The following is a 15,801-nucleotide window of genomic DNA, read 5'->3' on the forward strand; positions in this document are numbered from 1 at the left end:
CCCCCGACTTTGCCATTCATTGCTCGGCTTCCAGTTCGCACCTCCCGCCGCGCCGGGTCTCTAGCGTCGCAGGTCTGTGCGACGCCGATGCGGGCGTACGCTGTCGTCCTCGTCGTAGTCGAGCTTGTTGATCACCCGGATGACGCCGTCGACGGAGGCTGTGAGGCGTTCGGCGATCGGGACGAGGCTCGCCAGCGGCACACGGCCTCGCAGGGTGACCACGCCGTCGCGCACACTGACCTCCACCTCGGCGGGGTCGAGCCAGAGACTCTGGACGACGATCTCGTGGGTCACCTCGTTGCGGATCTGCGCGTCCGTCTGCAAGAAGACGCGCAGCACGTCGGCGCGGCTGACAATGCCCACCGGCCGGCCGTCGCGGTCCACGACCGGGAGCCGCTTGAAACCGCGGCGGCACAAGGATCGAGCCGCCTCGGCGATCGAGGTGTCCTCGGTCGTGGTGACCGCAGGCGAACTCATGGCCTCTCCGGCCGTGGTGGCCTTGGGCGGTTCCCTCATGAGGCGCGATGTCCGGTGCGGCTCGCCGCTCTGGCCGGGCGCCGCCTTGCGGAGTAGGTCAGCCTCGGTCACCACGCCGATGACACGGCCCTCCCCGTCCACGACGGGTACCCCGCTGATCTCGCGATCGGCGAGAGCGCTGATCACGTCTTTGAAGGAGGCGTCGGGCGATACCGTCACGACATCGGAGGTCATGACCGTCCCCACTGTCGGTCGCTTCATCTTGAACGGTCTCCCTTCCAGGATGTCCCTTCGTAATCGAGGCTGGTCGGACGCCGCTGGTAGAACCAGAGGGCGAAGGTCCCGGGGCACGGGGGACATAGGCCCTGCCGGGAGCCGCACACCGGCTGCGGGCCTCCAGGCGAGCGACGCACGCGCGAGTTGAAGATCAGCGGGCCGGAACGACCGCGACCGGGCACTGCGCGTGATGCAGGACTCCGTGCCCTACGGAACCGAGTTGGGGCGAGCTCCAATGCCAGTCGTGGGTACCGACCACCAGCAGGCGGGCCTCGCGCGAGGCCTTGGCCAGCGCGGTCACCGGATGCTCCAGAACGATTTCTTCGACGACGTTGACTCCCGGATACCGCCCCCGCAGTGGTCGGCACGCATTGAGGACCTCCTTCCTCAGCTCCGCTTCGACGTGCTCGGCGTCGGAGTAACCCGCCTCCAGGAAGGTCGCGAGCGTCTGCCACGCGTGGACGATGCGGAGCCGGACACGATGGAGCGCGGCGGAGTCGAAGGCGTAGCCGAGGACCGCGCCGAGATCCCGCACCGGGTCGACACCCACGAGGATCTCGCCGCGACCGGCTGCGTCTCCGCGCACGACCACCACCGGGACGGTGGAGAGTTCGGCCATGCGCAGGCTCGTGGAGCCCAGCGGCAGTCCGGAGAAACCGCCCTGACCACGACTTCCCAGCACCAGCTCGAAAGCCTTCTCCGACTGAGCGCCCAGAGCCCGCCAGGCCTCCCCGCTCACCAGAGCGGTCGTCGTCGCGAGGTTCGGCCACCGTTCCCGGACGCGTTCGCGGGCGGCCGCCAAGATCTTCCTACCGGCCCGGGTGATGAGTTCGGCGATCTCGGCCTGCGCGATGGGCGCCGTCGCGGACGGCCAGCTCTGGAGGGCGTGGACTATGTGCAGCGGACGTTCGCGCAAGGCCGCCTCGGCCGCCGCCCAATCGAGTGCACGCGCCGACTCGTCCGAACCATCGGTGCCGATGGCGATCGGTGCGGACATCGAGCTCTCCTCATTCCGATCTGTGTAGCGGACCGTCCGGCAACGTCGGCTGTCGTGTCGTCCTCCGGTCCAGTCCCCGTGTAAAGATCCCGGCCGCGCCTCCTCTGCTTCGCTCCTCCGAAGTTCCTTCCGGCTATTCGGCCTGCTGTACCGGGACAACCGCGACCGGACAGGGGGCCTGTTGCAGCGCGGCCTGAGTGACCGGACCGAGCAGCATCTGAGGCACCGCGCCGATTCCGCGGTCGCCCACCACCAGCAGGGCGGCGCCTTGGGCGGCATCGACCAGGGCTTGACGCGGCGGGTCGACGACGAACTCGGTTTCCAGCGGCACCTTGGGGTGCTGGCGTCGCCACGGCGCGACGGCCTGGTCGAACCGCGCCATCGCCTCGCTCCTGATCACCTGTGGATCCGTGAAGGGGACGCGGTCCGGGCCGGGGAGCACTGCCGGGTCCCACCAGCTGCATACCGCCGTCACCGACGCCTTCCGCAACGCGGCCTCCTGGAAGGCGAAACCGAGGGCCGCCGCACTGGCCGGCGAGCCGTCCACGCCGACCACCAGCCGCCCACCGTGCCCCCCGGCCTGCGGTAGGCCTGACCGTACGACGATGACTGGCCGGGCAGCGAGGGCGGAGACCTGCACAGCGGTGGAGCCCACTGACAGGCCCTCGGACCCGCCGTGGCCCCGCGCCCCGAGTACGACCAGTTCGGCGTCACGGGCGGCCTGCTGCAGCACGGCGCCAGGCCAGCCGCGCTCCAGCCGCCAGTGGACGTCCATGTCCTCGGCCTGGGCATGGGCCTTGCGCACGCCCTCATCCGCCACGATCGCGGCCGCTGCACGGAAGATCTCGAGGGTGTCGTCGTCCGGCGGGCGAGACGGGTAGGGCCAGTGCCAAGCATGGCAGACGGTGAGGGGAGCGCGGCGGAGTTCAGCCTCCGCCACCGCCCAATGCAGGGCCTGCTCGCCGGCGGGTGAGCCGTCGTACCCGACGAGGACGGTTCCCCCGTGATCATCGCTCATTCGTCGCCTCCTCCCGGGGGATGTGTCCAGCCTCGCCTGACGGAAACGGACTAGACGTCCGCCCCCGATGCCGCGAGGGACTCCTTGACTCGGCCTTCCGCCTTCGAATTGGATTGTCACCGGCCCCGCAGCCGTGGCGGTGGGCTGCGATGTGTCGGTCTGGTAGGACCAGGGCCACGCGCTCGGCCCACGACCACGCCGCCCGGCACCGACACCGAGGCTCTGTCGCGACCGCTGGGCCGGGTGCCGGTCCCGGACGACCGCATGACTCCCTGGCGCACCCGGTAAACACCGAGCATTCTTCTTCCGACATCACTCCTTGCTGCTTCGGGCTCGGCATCCCCACAGCCTGTGGAGTAACAAAAGATCAATGGCTCAGGAAACCGCGTTTATTAGTGGTCTGCGGCAGGTACGGCTCGTGGTCGAGAGGTGACCTCTCCAAAGAGACGGAGCGATGCCTTGCAGCAAGCCGAGCGGATCTCGCCTCAGGTCATGGAGTCGCTCTCGACGCCCGAGCGGGTAGAGACGCATCTGGGCACTCTGGAGTTCCCGCTGGGGAGGCCCACCGAAGAGACCGCCGACCGCGTCTACGACCATCTGGACCACATGCACGCCGTCCGGGGGTTCCTCGACGCGTACTCCGGGGTCAGCATGTGGGCGGCGCGCAGGGGCTTCCTTGAGGCCGGGGTCAGAGACCACGACGTCCTGCTCTTCTCGGAGTTCATGGATCCCGAGACGCTCGTGCTGACAGGGAATGCGGACACCGTCTATTTTGTGACATTTCTTGACCTGACTGAGGGGCCGCTGGTGGTGGAAATGCCGCCTCTCTCCCTCTGTTTTGTCAATGACATGTGGTACCGCTGGGTCGCCGACCCCGGCATGGCCGGGCCGGACCGCGGGGCAGGCGGCAGGTACCTCTTCGTGCCGCCCGGTTACGAGGGTCCTCTTCCGGAGGGCGGCTTCTTCATACGGCCAACCCGTACCACGCGGCTCCTTCTGGGCGGGCGAGCGTTCCTGGAGGGCGACGACCCGAAGCCGGCGGTCCAGCGCATCAAGGAGGGGCTGCGCATCCACCGCTACGTCCCCGGGTTCTTCGGGACCAGCATCGGGGAGATCGTCACAGGGGGCACGGCCCCTCCGCCGCCGTGGACCGCCCAAACGTGGACCGCCGCGCTCCGCAGGCCCGACCCGCCGCGCTTCGTCGAGGGCACCGGGTTCCCCGTGAACACGGTCCCACCCTCCGACGCGACGTACTTCGACTTCGCGAGCGAGCTCGTGCACGATCAGCCGGCCGAGGCGCTCGATGCCGAGATCGCCGGTGCCCTGGCCGCGATCGGGATCGCGAAGGGCCGTCCCTTCCAGCCGGATCCGCGAATGCGGAAGATCCTCGCCGAAGCGGCCGCGGTGGGGAACGCCACGGCCCGTACCCTCGCCTGCCGCCCCCGCCCGGCTGAGGGGGCGCATTTCTACGGTGCGCCCTCCCAGTGGATCAACGGCCTGCTGGTGTCCGGCCACGATTTCATGACCCCGCCCCCGGACATCACCGACTGCGGCCTCGAACTCCGTGCGAGCGACGGCGCCCGCAAGCTCAACCTGCGGACCTGGTGGTGGTATCTGGGCGTGGGCATCAGCCCGGCGTTCACCGCACCGTTGCCCGACATCGGCTCGCAGTACCTGTTCGCGTTCGCGGACCGGCAGGACCGCGCCCTCGACGGAGGCCGGCACTACCGCTTGGTGCTTCCGCCGGACATTCCCGCTGCCCGTTTCTGGTCGTGCACCGTCTACGACAACCAGACCCGCTCGATGCTCTCCACGCCGCAACGCTTCCCGCGGGCCGGCAGCCAGGACTATCCGACCCCGGCGGCGGCCGCCGCCGCGGATGGCACGACCACGGTGCACTTCGGGCCCGACTGGCCCGACCGCGTGCCGGAGGGCAACTGGATCCAGACCGTGCCGGGCAGAGGATGGTTCGTGGTCCTGCGGTTGTACAGCCCCCTGCGGCCATTCTTCGACAAGACCTGGCGGCCGGGTGAGGTCGAGGCGGTGGGCTGACCCGGCGCGGTGATCCGAAGACGTGACGGTCCGGACGGTGAGGTGCCAGGAGCATGAAGCCGCTGGGCGTACACCGGCATCCACGGTGCCTAGAGGGCACGCGGGACGGCCGGGAGGTCCGGTTGGACGTCAGCGCGAGAACGACTGGAACGCAGCTCTCAGAGAAGTTGCTGTAGAGAGGAGCGCAGTGCCTCACATGAGCGACGCGCCCAGCCCGGGCATATCAGTTGAGACCCTCGCGTCGATCAGCGTCCCGGATCGGCTGGAGACGGTCTTCGGCGCGATGGACTTCTTCGACGGCATGCCCCTGCCCGACACGGTCATCCGGAGCTATGACGGGCTCGACCTGCTGCGGGGGATCGAGGTCTTTCTCAACTGCCTGCCCGGCGCCGCGATGGTGGCCATGCGGCGCGGGCTGCGGAGCCTCGGTATCGACTCCCGCACGATCGGCTACACGGCCCCGCGGTGCGGTTCGGCCCCCCTGTTGCTCACGGCGAACACCGAAACCGCGTACGGGCTGGCCTTCCTGGCGCTCGATCGGGACGGCCCGACGGTGATCGAGGTGCCGGAGGGCTCGCTGAGCGTTGTCGGCGACTTCTGGCAGCACTACGTCGCCGACATGGGGATCGCCGGACCCGACGAGGGCAGGGGAGGCAAGTACCTCTTCCTGCCCCCCGGCTATGACGGCGACGTCCCGGACGGCTACTTCACCTCGCGGTCGCCGACCTTCGCCTGCTGGGCGACGTTTCGCTCGCTGGGCGGTGTCGAGAGCCTCCTCAAGACGCGGATGTACCCGCTCTCTGCCGCGGCCGACCCGGCCGAGCAGCGCTTCGTCAACGTCGCCGACTCCGTCTTCAACACGGTCCCCGCCAACGACTTCTCGTTCTTCGGGGAGGTGGACGAGATCGTTCAGGAGGAACCGCCCGAGGCACTGGACCCCGAGCGCGCGGGACAACTCGCCTCGATCGGCATCGTGCCAGGCGAGCCCTTCGGGCCGGACGACCGGATGCGCTCGATCCTCGCCGCCGCGGCGCGGGTCGGGTCGGGCCTCGTGCGGACGCTGACCTTCAAACCTCGCGACCCAAGTTTCTATTACTACCCGGGCAGTTCGTGGAAGAACATGTTCCCCTCGGGGAGCCACGAGTTCCTCTCGCCGCAGGGTGCGCGCCTGCTGGACGCCCGCGCCATGTACCATCACGCGGCGATCGTGGTCACGCCGGCGATGGCGACGGCGGCGGTCGGGGCCGGATCGCAGTACGCCTACACGGCAGAGGACTCCGCCGGCGCCTGGCTCGACGGCGGGAAGAGCTACACGCTCACCCTACCCAAGGACATCCCGGCGAAGGACTTCTGGGCCGTCGACGTCTACGACCCCCAGACCCGGTCGCTGCTGCGCACCGACGACCCCTACCCGAGCGTGAACAGCCTCTCGGACGCCGTGCGGGCCGAGGACGGCGGCGACACGGTCGTCCACTTCGGCCCGACCGCGCCGCCGGGCAGAGAGACGAATTGGATCCAGACGGTCCCCGGCAAGGGATGGTTCGTCGTCCTGCGGCTCTACGGTCCGCTCGAAAGCTGGTTCGACCAGCGCTGGCGGCCGGGCGAGGTCGAACCGGCGTGAGGTGGAGGCCGTGGGCGAGGCGATCGGTCAGGTGCTGTCGTACGGCGTCGGAGTGGCGCTGAGCCCGTTCCCGATCATCGGTGTGATGCGATGGACGCCGGCCCGAACGCGGCTCGTCGAAGGGACCGTGAGCAGGCGCTCCAGCACTGTTTCGACGTTCTCGCGCGTCACCCCGCCGGGCAGAAAGGATGCTCCGTAATGCCACCGCCGAGGGCTGATGGCAGCGCAAGCGCGACGTCGCCGAGGCAGAGGAGGAGGGCGCATTCCGCACAGGGCCTTCGGGTCGGTCGGCGAGGACCATCGGGTGCTTCTGGCGCCGTCAGGACTCGAAGGATGCGGCGGGGCCGTGCGGGCTCGTCTGCGGCCATGGTCTTCGACGGGGCGTTGGTCGCCCGTGCGGGGGACGTTAGCCCCTGGGGCGGTCGGCGGCACCTGCCGACGATGGAGATGGAGGCCGATGCGTTCAGGTGAGGAGGTTCATCATGGAGACCAAGGAGTGGAGCGTGGAGCTCTACATCAGCGAGGACGCCACGGACACCGACGTGCGCGCGGTGCTGTTCAGCGGCCGTGACCAGAAGACCACTGGGCACGGGCACGCTCGCCGCAACCCGGCCGACCGCCGGATTCCGGAGATCGGTGACGAACTGGCCGTCGCCCGGGCGCTGGCGGACCTCGCCGATCGTCTGCACGGGCTCGCCAGCGAGGACATCGCCGAACTCGCAGGGCCGGTGTGAAACCGAGCTCACGGGAACATTCCGGACCGGGCTCGGCTAGGCCGCCCGAGAGGGCGACGCGGCGGCCCGCCTCTTGCGGTGCCCGCCGTCGCGACGCGGGCACCGCGAAGGCTCTCTAGGGGAGCTTCCCTGAACGCTTGCGGACCTGGCGAGCAGTTCGCGAAAGCCGCGCGTCGCTGCGGCCAGTACGACATCGTTGACCGACTCCCTGGGCATGCGCCGGATGCGGTCGATCTCGTCCATCCCGGCCATGCGCCCGGACCACCGCCGGGGAGGCCCGGTGGGCCCGTTGAGCGGCGGCGTGTGAATGGGCGAATGCGGAACCGGCTCAGCGCCTGCTTTGAACCAGGGCGGCGGGGCGCCGATCACCGGAGAGACGGCGCTCCGGCCGGCCAGGGAAGAAGAATGACCGATCCGGAATCAGTGAGGACGGCGCGCAGTCGCCGTCGGTGACCAGGATGTTTGCCGGCCTCGGCGGGCCCCAGGCCTTCCAGCGCACGCCCATGCCGCCCCGGCCGGGCTCCTCGACGGTCATGAACAGGCTCTCGGAGCAGGCCGGCGGAGGACGAATTCCCGATTGAGCGAGGGGCCAAGGTCACGGCGCGATGTGCCGGGCGTCTGCTTCCGGCGCTGGTGGGCACGGCTGAAGAGGAGGGTAGCCGCTAGCTTCTGAGGACGCCGCCACTCGGACGGCGGCTGTGCTCAAGCCGCTCACGAGGTGGAACACTGATCGTCGTACCGAGCCCACTCGTCCTCCTACAAGTGGTACCGGCGCTGGTTGTGCACGGTCCCGCGTCGCGAGGTGGATCGCCGCCGACAGCCTGGACAGACCCGCTCCGATCACGACGACCGGACCGCTCGCCGCCATCAACGCCCGCCACGTGGACCGTGCACACGATGGCGGGAGTACACCGTTCCTCCATCGTTGTCCGAAAGGTCCTGCACCGTTCTTCGGAACCGGGCGGCCAATCGGTGACACGGTCCATGAAGGCGCGGCCGGGTGGGGCTCGCCGCGATTCACCGCATGGTGGCGGATTGCGATGCGGAAACCCTTTCGTCCGAAGAGATCTGCCGCCCGGATGCCTCGCGTGCGGCCTGATCCCGCGTTTCCTCCATCCGAAGGGCGATGCCCATGGCGAAGAAGGTCGGGGCCCATTCACCGACGAAGATGCCCCAGCGGTCGGCGCGCTCCAGCCCCGCGTCCTCAAGTCGCTTGGACGCCGCCCAGGAGGCGAAAGCCAGGCCGACCGAGGCGATGCCCGCCGTGTACATGAAATTGGACCGGATGCCCATCTTGTGCAGTGTGTTGATCATTTCTCCCCCTTGGTCGATCCGCCCGTACCCCCCTCTTACCTGCACAAGCGCGACCCAAGTAGATTTTGCCCACCATGCACAATCCGATGGCACCGCCTCCGGCGGCCGGGGTAGAGGCGTTTATCGCGGGCATGGTGACGGACGGATCGCGGCCACAAAGGAAAGCGGGGGCGAATGTCCGATGGCGTGATCGTCGTGGGGGCGGGTCTGTCCGGGCTGGCCTGTGCGGTGCGGCTGCACCGGGCCGGTATGCCGGTGCGGGTGCTGGAGGCGTCGGACGGAGTCGGCGGCCGGATGCGCACGGATGTCGTGGAGGGCTTCCGCCTGGACCGAGGTTTCCAGGTCTTCAACACCGCCTACCCGGAGGCCCGGCGCGTTCTTGACCTCAAGGCCCTGGACCTGCGGTCGTTCGCTTCCGGGCTGCTGGTCTTCCATGAGGGAGGGCGCGAACGCGTGATGCTGCCGTGGAGGCATCCCGAGCACGCGCTGAGCGGCGCCCTCGCCGACGTGGGGTCCGTCCGGGACAAGGCCGCGCTGGCGGCGATGACCGCTCGCGACCTGGCCGTCCCGGGGTCCTGGGTCCGTGACGGTGCCGAACGCGACACGAGCGAGGAGCTCCGCCACTGGGGCATCTCGGAGGAGATGATCGAGAAGCTGCTGCGCCCGTTCTTGGCCGGGGTGCTGCTGGAGCGCGAGCTGGAGACCTCCAGCCGCTTCTTCCATCTGATCTGGCGGTCCTTCGCGCGCGGCACCATCTGTGTCCCCGCGCGGGGAATGGGCCGGGTACCGGAGCAACTCGCCGCCCGGCTCCCGGACGGGGCGGTGTCGCTCGGCACGCCCGTCCGGCGGATCACCGACGAGGGAGTGGAGACCGGCAGCGGCGAGGGGATCGACGCCGGCACCGTGGTCATCGCAGCCGACCCGGCCGGCGCCGCCGAACTCGAACCCGAGATCGAGGCACCGGTGATGCGTCCGGTCACGACCTTCTACCACGTGGCCCCCGAATCTCCGCTGAAGGAGCCCGTCCAAATCCTGGACGCCGAAGGGATCATCACCGACACGCTCGTCCTGACCGACGCAGCACCCGAGTACTCCCCAGACGACCGCGCGCTCATCTCGACGTCCGTGCTCGGCATCGACACCGGCGAGGCGCTGGTGCGTGACCGGCTGACCGAGATCTACGGCGACACCGCAGACTGGCGGCACATCGCCTCGTACCGGGTCGAGGCCGCCCTTCCGGCGATGCCGCCGCCTCTGCCGCTGCGGCGTCCGGTCCGGTTGCGCACCGGCCGGTACATCTGCGGCGATCACCGCGATACCGGGTCCATCCAGGGCGCCCTGGTATCGGGACGGCGAGCCGCTGAAGCCATCCTGGCCGACCTGACCTGAGCCGTCCACCGGGGTCCGGCTATCGCGCAAGCGCCGCAACCTCCTGCGGGCGACGGTGCGACCGTGGACGGATCGGCGACGGTGAAGGTCAGCCACGAATGGGTGTCAAAGGCGAACTCAAAGCGTTCGGCAGCGGATTCTGGAGCATCTCAAGCCCTTGTTGACCAGGTCTTTCGTGGTGACTGCCGCGCCCGGGGACGGGTAGAGCGACGCACATGGAAGACAAGAAGAAGGAACCCGCCGTGGGCGACAAGGTCACATGGCGCAGCCACGGCTCTACGCCCGAGGGCTGGGTGGAGAAGAAGGTCACCGACCGTCGTGAGGAGGTCGGCCGCACCGTCGCGGCCTCACCTGAGGAACCGCAGTATGTAGTGCGGAGCGAAAAGAGCGGCAAGAAGGCCGTCCACAAGGGCTCGGCGCTCCGCAAACGCAAGGGCTCCAACTAAGCGCCGACGAGGAGGCGGCAGCCGAGTTCGGCAAGGCCGTGAACACGGCGGCCGAGGGATCGGCAGCTGGTGCACGCCACCTCCGGTGATGGCCTTCTCCGAAGTCGTCACCCAACTGACGGGTCCCCGCTCGCCTGGCGTTCGGTGCAAGGTTCGTTCGCATTGCACTGCCCTGCCACGGCTTCTCTGCGCCTTGCCCATGAACGAGTTCTGAATCGGTTTCCATGGGCATCGGGACCGCATGACACTGGAGCAGCGGCTCGCGCAAGGCAGTGAGGCGGCGCTGAACGAGTGCTATGCCGCGCTCGGCCCTCTGGTCCGTCGCCGTGCGGGAAGGCTTGTACCCGACCATGCTGTGGACGACGTCGTCCGGTTGGTCTTCCTGGAGGTCTGGCGATCACTCGGGCGCTTCGACCCGGCACGCGGCCTTGAGCCGTGGGTCCTGGCCTTCGCCCGGAGACGGGCCATCGACCAGCTGCGGGTCGAAGCGCGGCACTCCCGGCGCTCGGTGCCGCTCGAGGACACCATCGGCGTGCCCGACGCCACCTCCGCCGTGGACGCCGCCTGCGACGCGCTCGCCGGACTGCCGGCCCCGCAGCGGCAGGCGATCGTGCTCGCTCACTTCGGACAACTGACCCAGTGAGAGATCGCCGACCGACTGGCGACCCCGCTCGGCACCGTCAAGGCATGAACCACCCGCGGGCTGCGGCGGTTGAGGGATCTGCTGTGACGTCTTCAAACCGCCGCCCGGTCCGGCGCCGGGGGCCGTCCGCGTCCCCGGCTGGCGTGCCAGGTTGCCTGCTGGGCGCGCCCGTCGCGTACAACGGCGGCTGCAGCCGCGACCGGTTCCTGACCAGACCCCGCGCCGGCCACGTCGACTGCCTGCCCGCCTGCCCGGAGATCGAGATCGGCCTCGGCGAACACGTGGTTCGTTCTCTGACTACCGCCCTCAGCGCCCGCTCTGGATGGACGCCGTATCCAGGAACGTTGTCATCGCGCGCGCAACCGTTCGTCCCGCGTCGACGCCGGATGAATCGGCGAGGTGGTGTGTTCGAGTTCCTGGCCGTTGACGGCGGCAGTGGCCGACTTCAGAGCTGCAAGGCAGGGGAACCGGAGACAAGCCTGGGGATGTATGGATCCGATCGAGTCCGGGGACGTGGGGGAGAACATGGATGCAAGCGCGATCAACGGTGTCGTGGTGGGGTACGACGGTTCGCAGAACGGCATCCGCGCCCTGGACTGGGCCGCGGACGAGGCCCGGGCCCGCGGCCTGCCCCTGACCGTGATCCACGCGTGGGAGGCCTTCATCGGAGGCTCGATGGCCATGGCGGTGGTGAACCTGGAGCCCTTGGCGCAGCAGATGCTGGACGGTGGAGTCGAGCACGTCCGGAAGCAGGCGCCCGATGTGCCGGTCCAGGGCGTCCTCGAACGCGGGCAGTCGGCTGCGAAAATGATCGAAGCCGGAAGGAACGCCGCCCTGATCGTGCTGGGGCCGCGGGGCCTCGGCGGGTTCACCGGCCTGCTGCTCGGGTCGGTCAGCGCTCAAGTGGTCGCGCATGCCTCGTGTCCCGTGGTGATCGCCAGGGACGCCCTGGACCGGCAGCCGGGGACGGAGCCGGGCCGTGCCGTGGTCGGCGTGGACGGTTCACCGGCATCCCAGGCCGCGCTGGCGACGGCGTTCGCCGAGGCCGAACTGCACGGACTGTCCCTGCACGCGGTGGCGGCCTGGGAGCCGGCGCCGTTGAAGGATCTTCCGCCGCTGGTCGACGAGACCGGCATGCGGGAGGCGGCCACGGCACGGCTGGAGCAGTTGACGGCCCCGTTGCGGGACCTTCACCCGGGAGTGGACGCGCAGGCCGAGGTCCTGGTCGGCCATCCGCGTGAAGTACTGCTGAATGCGGCGCAGGGCGCGCGTCTGCTCGTCGTCGGCTCGCGGGGGCTGGGCGGCTTCCGCGGCCTCCTGCTCGGATCGGTCAGCTATGCCCTTGTACGGCACGCGCCCTGCCCGGTGGCGGTCGTCCACGCACCCCGCAACTCCCACGGCTAGCACTCGCCCATGCCGCATCCGCACGCAGGTGATTGTCAGCGGGGCGTACCAGGGAGTTGCCGTGAGAACGGTGAACGACGGGATCTCGGCCTTCCACCTGTGGCCGCTGCCGGACGGCGGGACACGGCTGCCCGTGAGCCTGCCCAAGCAGGCGCACGACTGCGCCGGCGACCCCCATTACTTCGATCTGAACACCCTCAAAGGATCACGACTCGTCGCCGCCGTCGCCGAGTTCACCGACCGGCCCGAACCCGATCGGCCCGACCGCGTCCGCGCCCTGCTCGCCCAGGCCGGAATCATCTGGCGGCGTTGCCGTCATGGCGGGACGCCCTGGTCGAGGAGCCGATGGTCCATGACGCCGTCGCCAGTGACCTGGAACATGGTGCAGGAGGACGGTTGCCGTAAGCCCGTCGGCGGGAGGTTGGGCAGGGAGCCTTGTGACCGTCCTGCCAGCGCGTTCGACCACCGAGCGTCTCGTCCATGCGCTGCCGTCGGCGGTGCCCGCGCCGGAAGACCCCCCGGGAAGCGCCGCCTACCTCACCCCGTGGTGTCCGCCGCGGGGTCGGCGGTTTCGGCGCGCAGCGCGGCCACCTCGACGGTGAGGTCGATGCCGACCGGGCACCAGACGATGCAGCGGCCGCAGCCCACGCAGCCGGAGGAGCCGAACTGGTCGTGCCAGGTGCCGAGCTTGTGGGTGAGCCACTGCCGGTAGCGGCTCTTCGCGGACGCCCGGACGTCGCCCCCGTGCAGGTGGGAGAAGTCCGGGTCGAAGCAGGAGTCCCAGAGCTGCCAGCGCTCGGCGTGGTCGCCGGTGAGGTCGGTGGTGTCGGTCACTCTGGTGCAGAAGCAGGTCGGGCACACCATGGTGCAGTTGCCGCAGCTCAGGCAGCGTTCGGCGACATCGTCCCAGCGAGCCGCGTCCAGGCTGCCCGCCATCAGGTCGCGAAGGCCCAGGGCGGGCATCTCCCGGCCCATCCGGTCGGCGGCGGCCGTCACCTCCGCACGGGCCCGGTCCACGTCGGCGGGCTTCGCGGGTCCTGCGCGCAGGTCGTCCATGATGAGGGCGCCCGCCTCGGTGCCCACGTCCACGATGTACCGCGGCCCGTCCTCGCCGATCAGTTCGGTGAACGCGAGATCGTATCCGGGGCCCGCTTCCGGGCCGGTGCCCATGGAGACGCAAAAGCAGGTCTCACCGGGCTCGGTGCAGTTGACGGCGATGATGAGGGCGTCCCGGCGCCGTCCCGCATAGGACGGGTCGACGTGGCGGCCGCCCATCAGGACGCGGTCTTGGACGGCGATGGCGCGCAGATCGCACGGCCGGACACCGAGCAGTGCCAAGCGGGCCGGGTCGGGTGCGTGGTCCTCGGCCTCGAAGCCGTCCTCGGTCCGGCGCGCCTCCCACAGCTTGACTCTTGACCGGTGCAGGAAGGGTTTCCAGGACTGGGGCCCGGCAGCGTGAGCGAAAGCGGCGCCGTCCCCCCTGCGGCGCAGCCGGTAACCGCCGGGGCTCAGCCGGACGCCCCATCCGTACGGCAGGTGTTCGACCGAGTCCAGTTCCGCCAGGACGATGGCGTCGTCGCGGACGGTCGGGCCGATGACGGTGTACCCGGCTCGGCGGAGCGCGGCATGGAGAAGACTGAGGTCGGTCAGTTCCAGTGTGTTCATGGCGAGTGGTCCTCCTTCCAGCGCGGGTGTCCGGCGGTCGATCCGGCCGGCTCCTTCCCGCCGGGTGCCAGTGCGACGGCCAGCCGGTCGGCGACGGCGGTGACAGCGGCCGCCACCCCGGGGCTCAGTCCGCGGCCGAAGCCGAAATCGAGCCCCTCGATCGCCAGGACGCGCAGGCGGGCGGGCATGTGGCCGACGGCGAGCCCGAGCGCGACGGCATCGGCGAGCCCGAGCGCGTGACCGGTGACGGAGCGCGCGGCCAGAGCCGCCGTCTCCGCGCCGAGGTCGTGGATCCGCCCGGGAACGGGCGGCTCGGCGTGAACCGCGTCGACGACGATCGCCAGGTCGGCGCCCGCCCACAGTCCGATGAGGCGGGCCGGCTCGCCGTCGGTCACCGCGAGAGTCGCCCGCACCCTGCCCCGGAGCGCCTCGATCACCGCCGGCCCGGCACCGTCGTCGCGGCGGAAGTCGTTGCCCACGCCGATGACGACGGTCATGACCGCTCCACGGTGAGATCGAGGAAGTGGGTGGAGCAGGAGATGCAGGGGGCGTAGTTGCGGATCGCCTGCTCGCACTGATGGGTCAGTGCGTGGTCGTCGAGATGCAGGTGGGCCGCGACGAACCGGCGCAGGTCGTCCTCGATGGCGGCCTGGTTCTGGGACGTCGGCGGGACGATCCGCGCGGCCCGGATCAGGCCGTCCGGGCCGAGGTCGTAGCGGTGGTAGAGGACGCCGCGCGGCGCCTCGGTGACGCCGTGTCCGGTCCCCTCCCGGGGCGGCACCGGCACGGCCGGGCGGGGCGGCGGCTCATAGGCGGTGATGATCCGTAGCGCCTCGTCCACCGCGTAGACGATCTCGACCGCACGGACCAGGATGCTGCGGAACGGGTTGCGGCATTCGATGCCGAGTCCGGCCCGGTCCGCGGCCTCCAGCGCGAGGGGCGACAGCCGGTCGCGGTTGAGGGAGTAGCGGGCGAGCGGGCCGGTGAGGTACGGGCCGCCGTCGGTGAAGCGGGCGTGCAGGGCGGTCGAGTGGGGGACCTGCTCCTCGACGATGTTCCGCTCGAACTCCGCGGCGGAGAAGGAGCGTCCCGCGCTGCTGCGCAGGACGCCGCTCTCCAGCGGGTACCGTCCGGTGGACAGGGCGAGGTATTCGTGGTCATGGGCGAAGTCGGGGAACTCGAAATCCGCCGCCCATTCCACGGTGGCGAGCGCGTCGTCGCGGGCTTGGCGGAGCAACTCGGCGAGCGGGGCCAGTTCGGGGCGTGCCGACGTCCGGTGGAAGCCGCCGACACGGACGTTCACCGGATGGATCGCCCGGCCCCCCAGCACTTCCAGCAGCGTGTTGCCCGCCTTCTTCAGCCGCAGGCCCCGCTCGACGACGGCGCGGTGGTCGCGGGCCAGCTCCACCGCGCCCGGGTAGCCGAGGAAGTCGGGCGCGTGCAGCAGGTAGATGTGCAGGGCGTGGCTCTCGATCCACTCACCGCAGTACAGCAGTCGGCGCAGCTCGCTGAGGGGGCCGCCGACTGTGACTCCGCAGGCTGCCTCGATGGCCTGGCACGCGCTCATCTGGTAGGCGATGGGGCAGATGCCGCAGATCCTGGCGGTGATGTCCGGCGGTTCGGTGTGGGCGCGGCCGCGCAGGAACGCCTCGAAGAACCGCGGCGGCTCGTAGATGTCGAGCCGGACCTCCTCGACGGCCCGGCCGCGCGCCCGGACGTACATGGCGCCCTCGCCCTCGACCCGGGCGAGGGCCCCGACCTTCAA

Annotated in this window: 16 protein-coding genes and 2 pseudogenes; 10 read left to right on the forward strand and 8 right to left on the reverse strand. The window is 70.0% G+C overall.

Going from position 1 to position 15,801, the window contains the following annotated elements; genetic code table 11:
• Positions 1-60: 60 nt before the first annotated feature.
• The 3 genes from AB0K34_RS07190 to AB0K34_RS07200 form a co-directional block, all read right to left on the reverse strand.
• On the reverse strand, positions 61-711 hold the full coding sequence (locus AB0K34_RS07190; RefSeq protein WP_205719039.1) for a CBS domain-containing protein: 651 nt from the start codon (positions 709-711) through the stop codon (positions 61-63).
• A gap of 193 nt (positions 712-904) precedes the next feature.
• A complete protein-coding gene (locus AB0K34_RS07195; RefSeq protein WP_138632334.1) occupies positions 905-1,750 on the reverse strand; it encodes a universal stress protein in 846 nt (281 codons plus the stop codon).
• 133 nt (positions 1,751-1,883) lie between these two features.
• A complete protein-coding gene (locus tag AB0K34_RS07200) occupies positions 1,884-2,768 on the reverse strand; it encodes a universal stress protein (RefSeq protein ID WP_138632337.1) in 885 nt (294 codons plus the stop codon).
• Between the two features lie 459 nt (positions 2,769-3,227).
• Here AB0K34_RS07200 and AB0K34_RS07205 point away from each other — a divergent pair, with 459 nt between their 5' ends.
• The 4 genes from AB0K34_RS07205 to AB0K34_RS07220 all read left to right on the forward strand — a co-directional run bounded on the left by AB0K34_RS07205 (position 3,228) and on the right by AB0K34_RS07220 (position 7,175).
• Positions 3,228-4,820 (forward strand): DUF1214 domain-containing protein, encoded by a 1,593-nt coding sequence (locus AB0K34_RS07205; protein ID WP_205719040.1) that lies wholly within the window; start codon positions 3,228-3,230, stop codon positions 4,818-4,820.
• A 196-nt stretch (positions 4,821-5,016) separates the two neighbouring features.
• The gene (locus AB0K34_RS07210; RefSeq protein WP_171068783.1) at positions 5,017-6,441 is read left to right on the forward strand and encodes a DUF1254 domain-containing protein; all 1,425 of its coding nucleotides are present in this window, start codon (positions 5,017-5,019) and stop codon (positions 6,439-6,441) included.
• A 10-nt stretch (positions 6,442-6,451) separates the two neighbouring features.
• The gene (locus AB0K34_RS07215; protein ID WP_364546257.1) at positions 6,452-6,640 is read left to right on the forward strand and encodes a hypothetical protein; all 189 of its coding nucleotides are present in this window, start codon (positions 6,452-6,454) and stop codon (positions 6,638-6,640) included.
• Between the two features lie 283 nt (positions 6,641-6,923).
• Positions 6,924-7,175, forward strand: coding sequence for a DUF1876 domain-containing protein (locus AB0K34_RS07220; protein WP_138632346.1), 252 nt, complete (start codon positions 6,924-6,926; stop codon positions 7,173-7,175).
• 328 nt (positions 7,176-7,503) lie between these two features.
• On the opposite strand, the gene AB0K34_RS07225 is transcribed toward AB0K34_RS07220, so the two are convergent.
• Complete coding sequence (locus AB0K34_RS07225; RefSeq protein ID WP_138632349.1) at positions 7,504-7,710, reverse strand: hypothetical protein; 207 nt, start codon at positions 7,708-7,710, stop codon at positions 7,504-7,506.
• Between the two features lie 482 nt (positions 7,711-8,192).
• Positions 8,193-8,489, reverse strand: coding sequence for a hypothetical protein (locus tag AB0K34_RS07230; RefSeq protein ID WP_138632351.1), 297 nt, complete (start codon positions 8,487-8,489; stop codon positions 8,193-8,195).
• Positions 8,490-8,663: 174 nt separating this feature from the next.
• Between AB0K34_RS07230 and AB0K34_RS07235 the strand changes: the two genes are divergently transcribed.
• The 6 genes and pseudogenes from AB0K34_RS07235 to AB0K34_RS07260 all read left to right on the forward strand — a co-directional run.
• Complete coding sequence (locus AB0K34_RS07235; protein WP_138632354.1) at positions 8,664-9,878, forward strand: NAD(P)/FAD-dependent oxidoreductase; 1,215 nt, start codon at positions 8,664-8,666, stop codon at positions 9,876-9,878.
• A 215-nt stretch (positions 9,879-10,093) separates the two neighbouring features.
• Positions 10,094-10,324, forward strand: coding sequence for a DUF2945 domain-containing protein (locus tag AB0K34_RS07240; RefSeq protein ID WP_138632357.1), 231 nt, complete (start codon positions 10,094-10,096; stop codon positions 10,322-10,324).
• A 241-nt stretch (positions 10,325-10,565) separates the two neighbouring features.
• Positions 10,566-10,967, forward strand: coding sequence for a sigma-70 family RNA polymerase sigma factor (locus AB0K34_RS07245; protein WP_240807048.1), 402 nt, complete (start codon positions 10,566-10,568; stop codon positions 10,965-10,967).
• A gap of 143 nt (positions 10,968-11,110) precedes the next feature.
• Positions 11,111-11,242, forward strand: a pseudogene (locus tag AB0K34_RS07250) (DUF1722 domain-containing protein); the annotation flags it as partial.
• Positions 11,243-11,456: 214 nt separating this feature from the next.
• On the forward strand, positions 11,457-12,371 hold the full coding sequence (locus tag AB0K34_RS07255) for a universal stress protein (RefSeq protein WP_138632360.1): 915 nt from the start codon (positions 11,457-11,459) through the stop codon (positions 12,369-12,371).
• Positions 12,304-12,612: pseudogene (locus AB0K34_RS07260) on the forward strand (hypothetical protein); the annotation flags it as partial. The gene AB0K34_RS07255 and the pseudogene AB0K34_RS07260, both read left to right, overlap by 68 nt.
• A gap of 296 nt (positions 12,613-12,908) precedes the next feature.
• On the opposite strand, the gene AB0K34_RS07265 reads toward AB0K34_RS07260, so the two are convergent.
• From AB0K34_RS07265 to AB0K34_RS07275, 3 genes are read right to left on the reverse strand one after another with little or no spacing between them, the layout of a single operon-like run.
• The gene (locus AB0K34_RS07265) at positions 12,909-14,036 is read right to left on the reverse strand and encodes a 4Fe-4S dicluster domain-containing protein (RefSeq protein ID WP_138632363.1); all 1,128 of its coding nucleotides are present in this window, start codon (positions 14,034-14,036) and stop codon (positions 12,909-12,911) included.
• Positions 14,033-14,533 (reverse strand): hydrogenase maturation protease, encoded by a 501-nt coding sequence (locus AB0K34_RS07270; RefSeq protein WP_138632366.1) that lies wholly within the window; start codon positions 14,531-14,533, stop codon positions 14,033-14,035. The genes AB0K34_RS07265 and AB0K34_RS07270 overlap by 4 nt, the downstream gene beginning before the upstream one ends.
• Positions 14,530-15,801, reverse strand: coding sequence for a nickel-dependent hydrogenase large subunit (locus tag AB0K34_RS07275; protein ID WP_364546263.1), 1,272 nt, complete (start codon positions 15,799-15,801; stop codon positions 14,530-14,532). The genes AB0K34_RS07270 and AB0K34_RS07275 overlap by 4 nt, the downstream gene beginning before the upstream one ends.

The sequence above is a fragment of the Actinomadura sp. NPDC049382 genome, from assembly GCF_040677125.1.
GTDB lineage: Bacteria > Actinomycetota > Actinomycetes > Streptosporangiales > Streptosporangiaceae > Spirillospora > Spirillospora geliboluensis.

Coding starts and splice junctions, on each gene's coding strand:
- AB0K34_RS07195 (WP_138632334.1), bottom strand. CDS start 1,750: ATGTCCGCACCGATCGCCATCGGCACCGATGGTTCGGACGAGTCGGCG.
- AB0K34_RS07230 (WP_138632351.1), bottom strand. CDS start 8,489: ATGATCAACACACTGCACAAGATGGGCATCCGGTCCAATTTCATGTAC.
- AB0K34_RS07190 (WP_205719039.1), bottom strand. CDS start 711: ATGACCTCCGATGTCGTGACGGTATCGCCCGACGCCTCCTTCAAAGAC.
- AB0K34_RS07265 (WP_138632363.1), bottom strand. CDS start 14,036: ATGAACACACTGGAACTGACCGACCTCAGTCTTCTCCATGCCGCGCTC.
- AB0K34_RS07240 (WP_138632357.1), top strand. CDS start 10,094: ATGGAAGACAAGAAGAAGGAACCCGCCGTGGGCGACAAGGTCACATGG.
- AB0K34_RS07255 (WP_138632360.1), top strand. CDS start 11,457: ATGGATCCGATCGAGTCCGGGGACGTGGGGGAGAACATGGATGCAAGC.
- AB0K34_RS07270 (WP_138632366.1), bottom strand. CDS start 14,533: ATGACCGTCGTCATCGGCGTGGGCAACGACTTCCGCCGCGACGACGGT.
- AB0K34_RS07245 (WP_240807048.1), top strand. CDS start 10,566: ATGACACTGGAGCAGCGGCTCGCGCAAGGCAGTGAGGCGGCGCTGAAC.
- AB0K34_RS07200 (WP_138632337.1), bottom strand. CDS start 2,768: ATGAGCGATGATCACGGGGGAACCGTCCTCGTCGGGTACGACGGCTCA.
- AB0K34_RS07235 (WP_138632354.1), top strand. CDS start 8,664: ATGTCCGATGGCGTGATCGTCGTGGGGGCGGGTCTGTCCGGGCTGGCC.
- AB0K34_RS07225 (WP_138632349.1), bottom strand. CDS start 7,710: ATGACCGTCGAGGAGCCCGGCCGGGGCGGCATGGGCGTGCGCTGGAAG.
- AB0K34_RS07220 (WP_138632346.1), top strand. CDS start 6,924: ATGGAGACCAAGGAGTGGAGCGTGGAGCTCTACATCAGCGAGGACGCC.
- AB0K34_RS07210 (WP_171068783.1), top strand. CDS start 5,017: ATGAGCGACGCGCCCAGCCCGGGCATATCAGTTGAGACCCTCGCGTCG.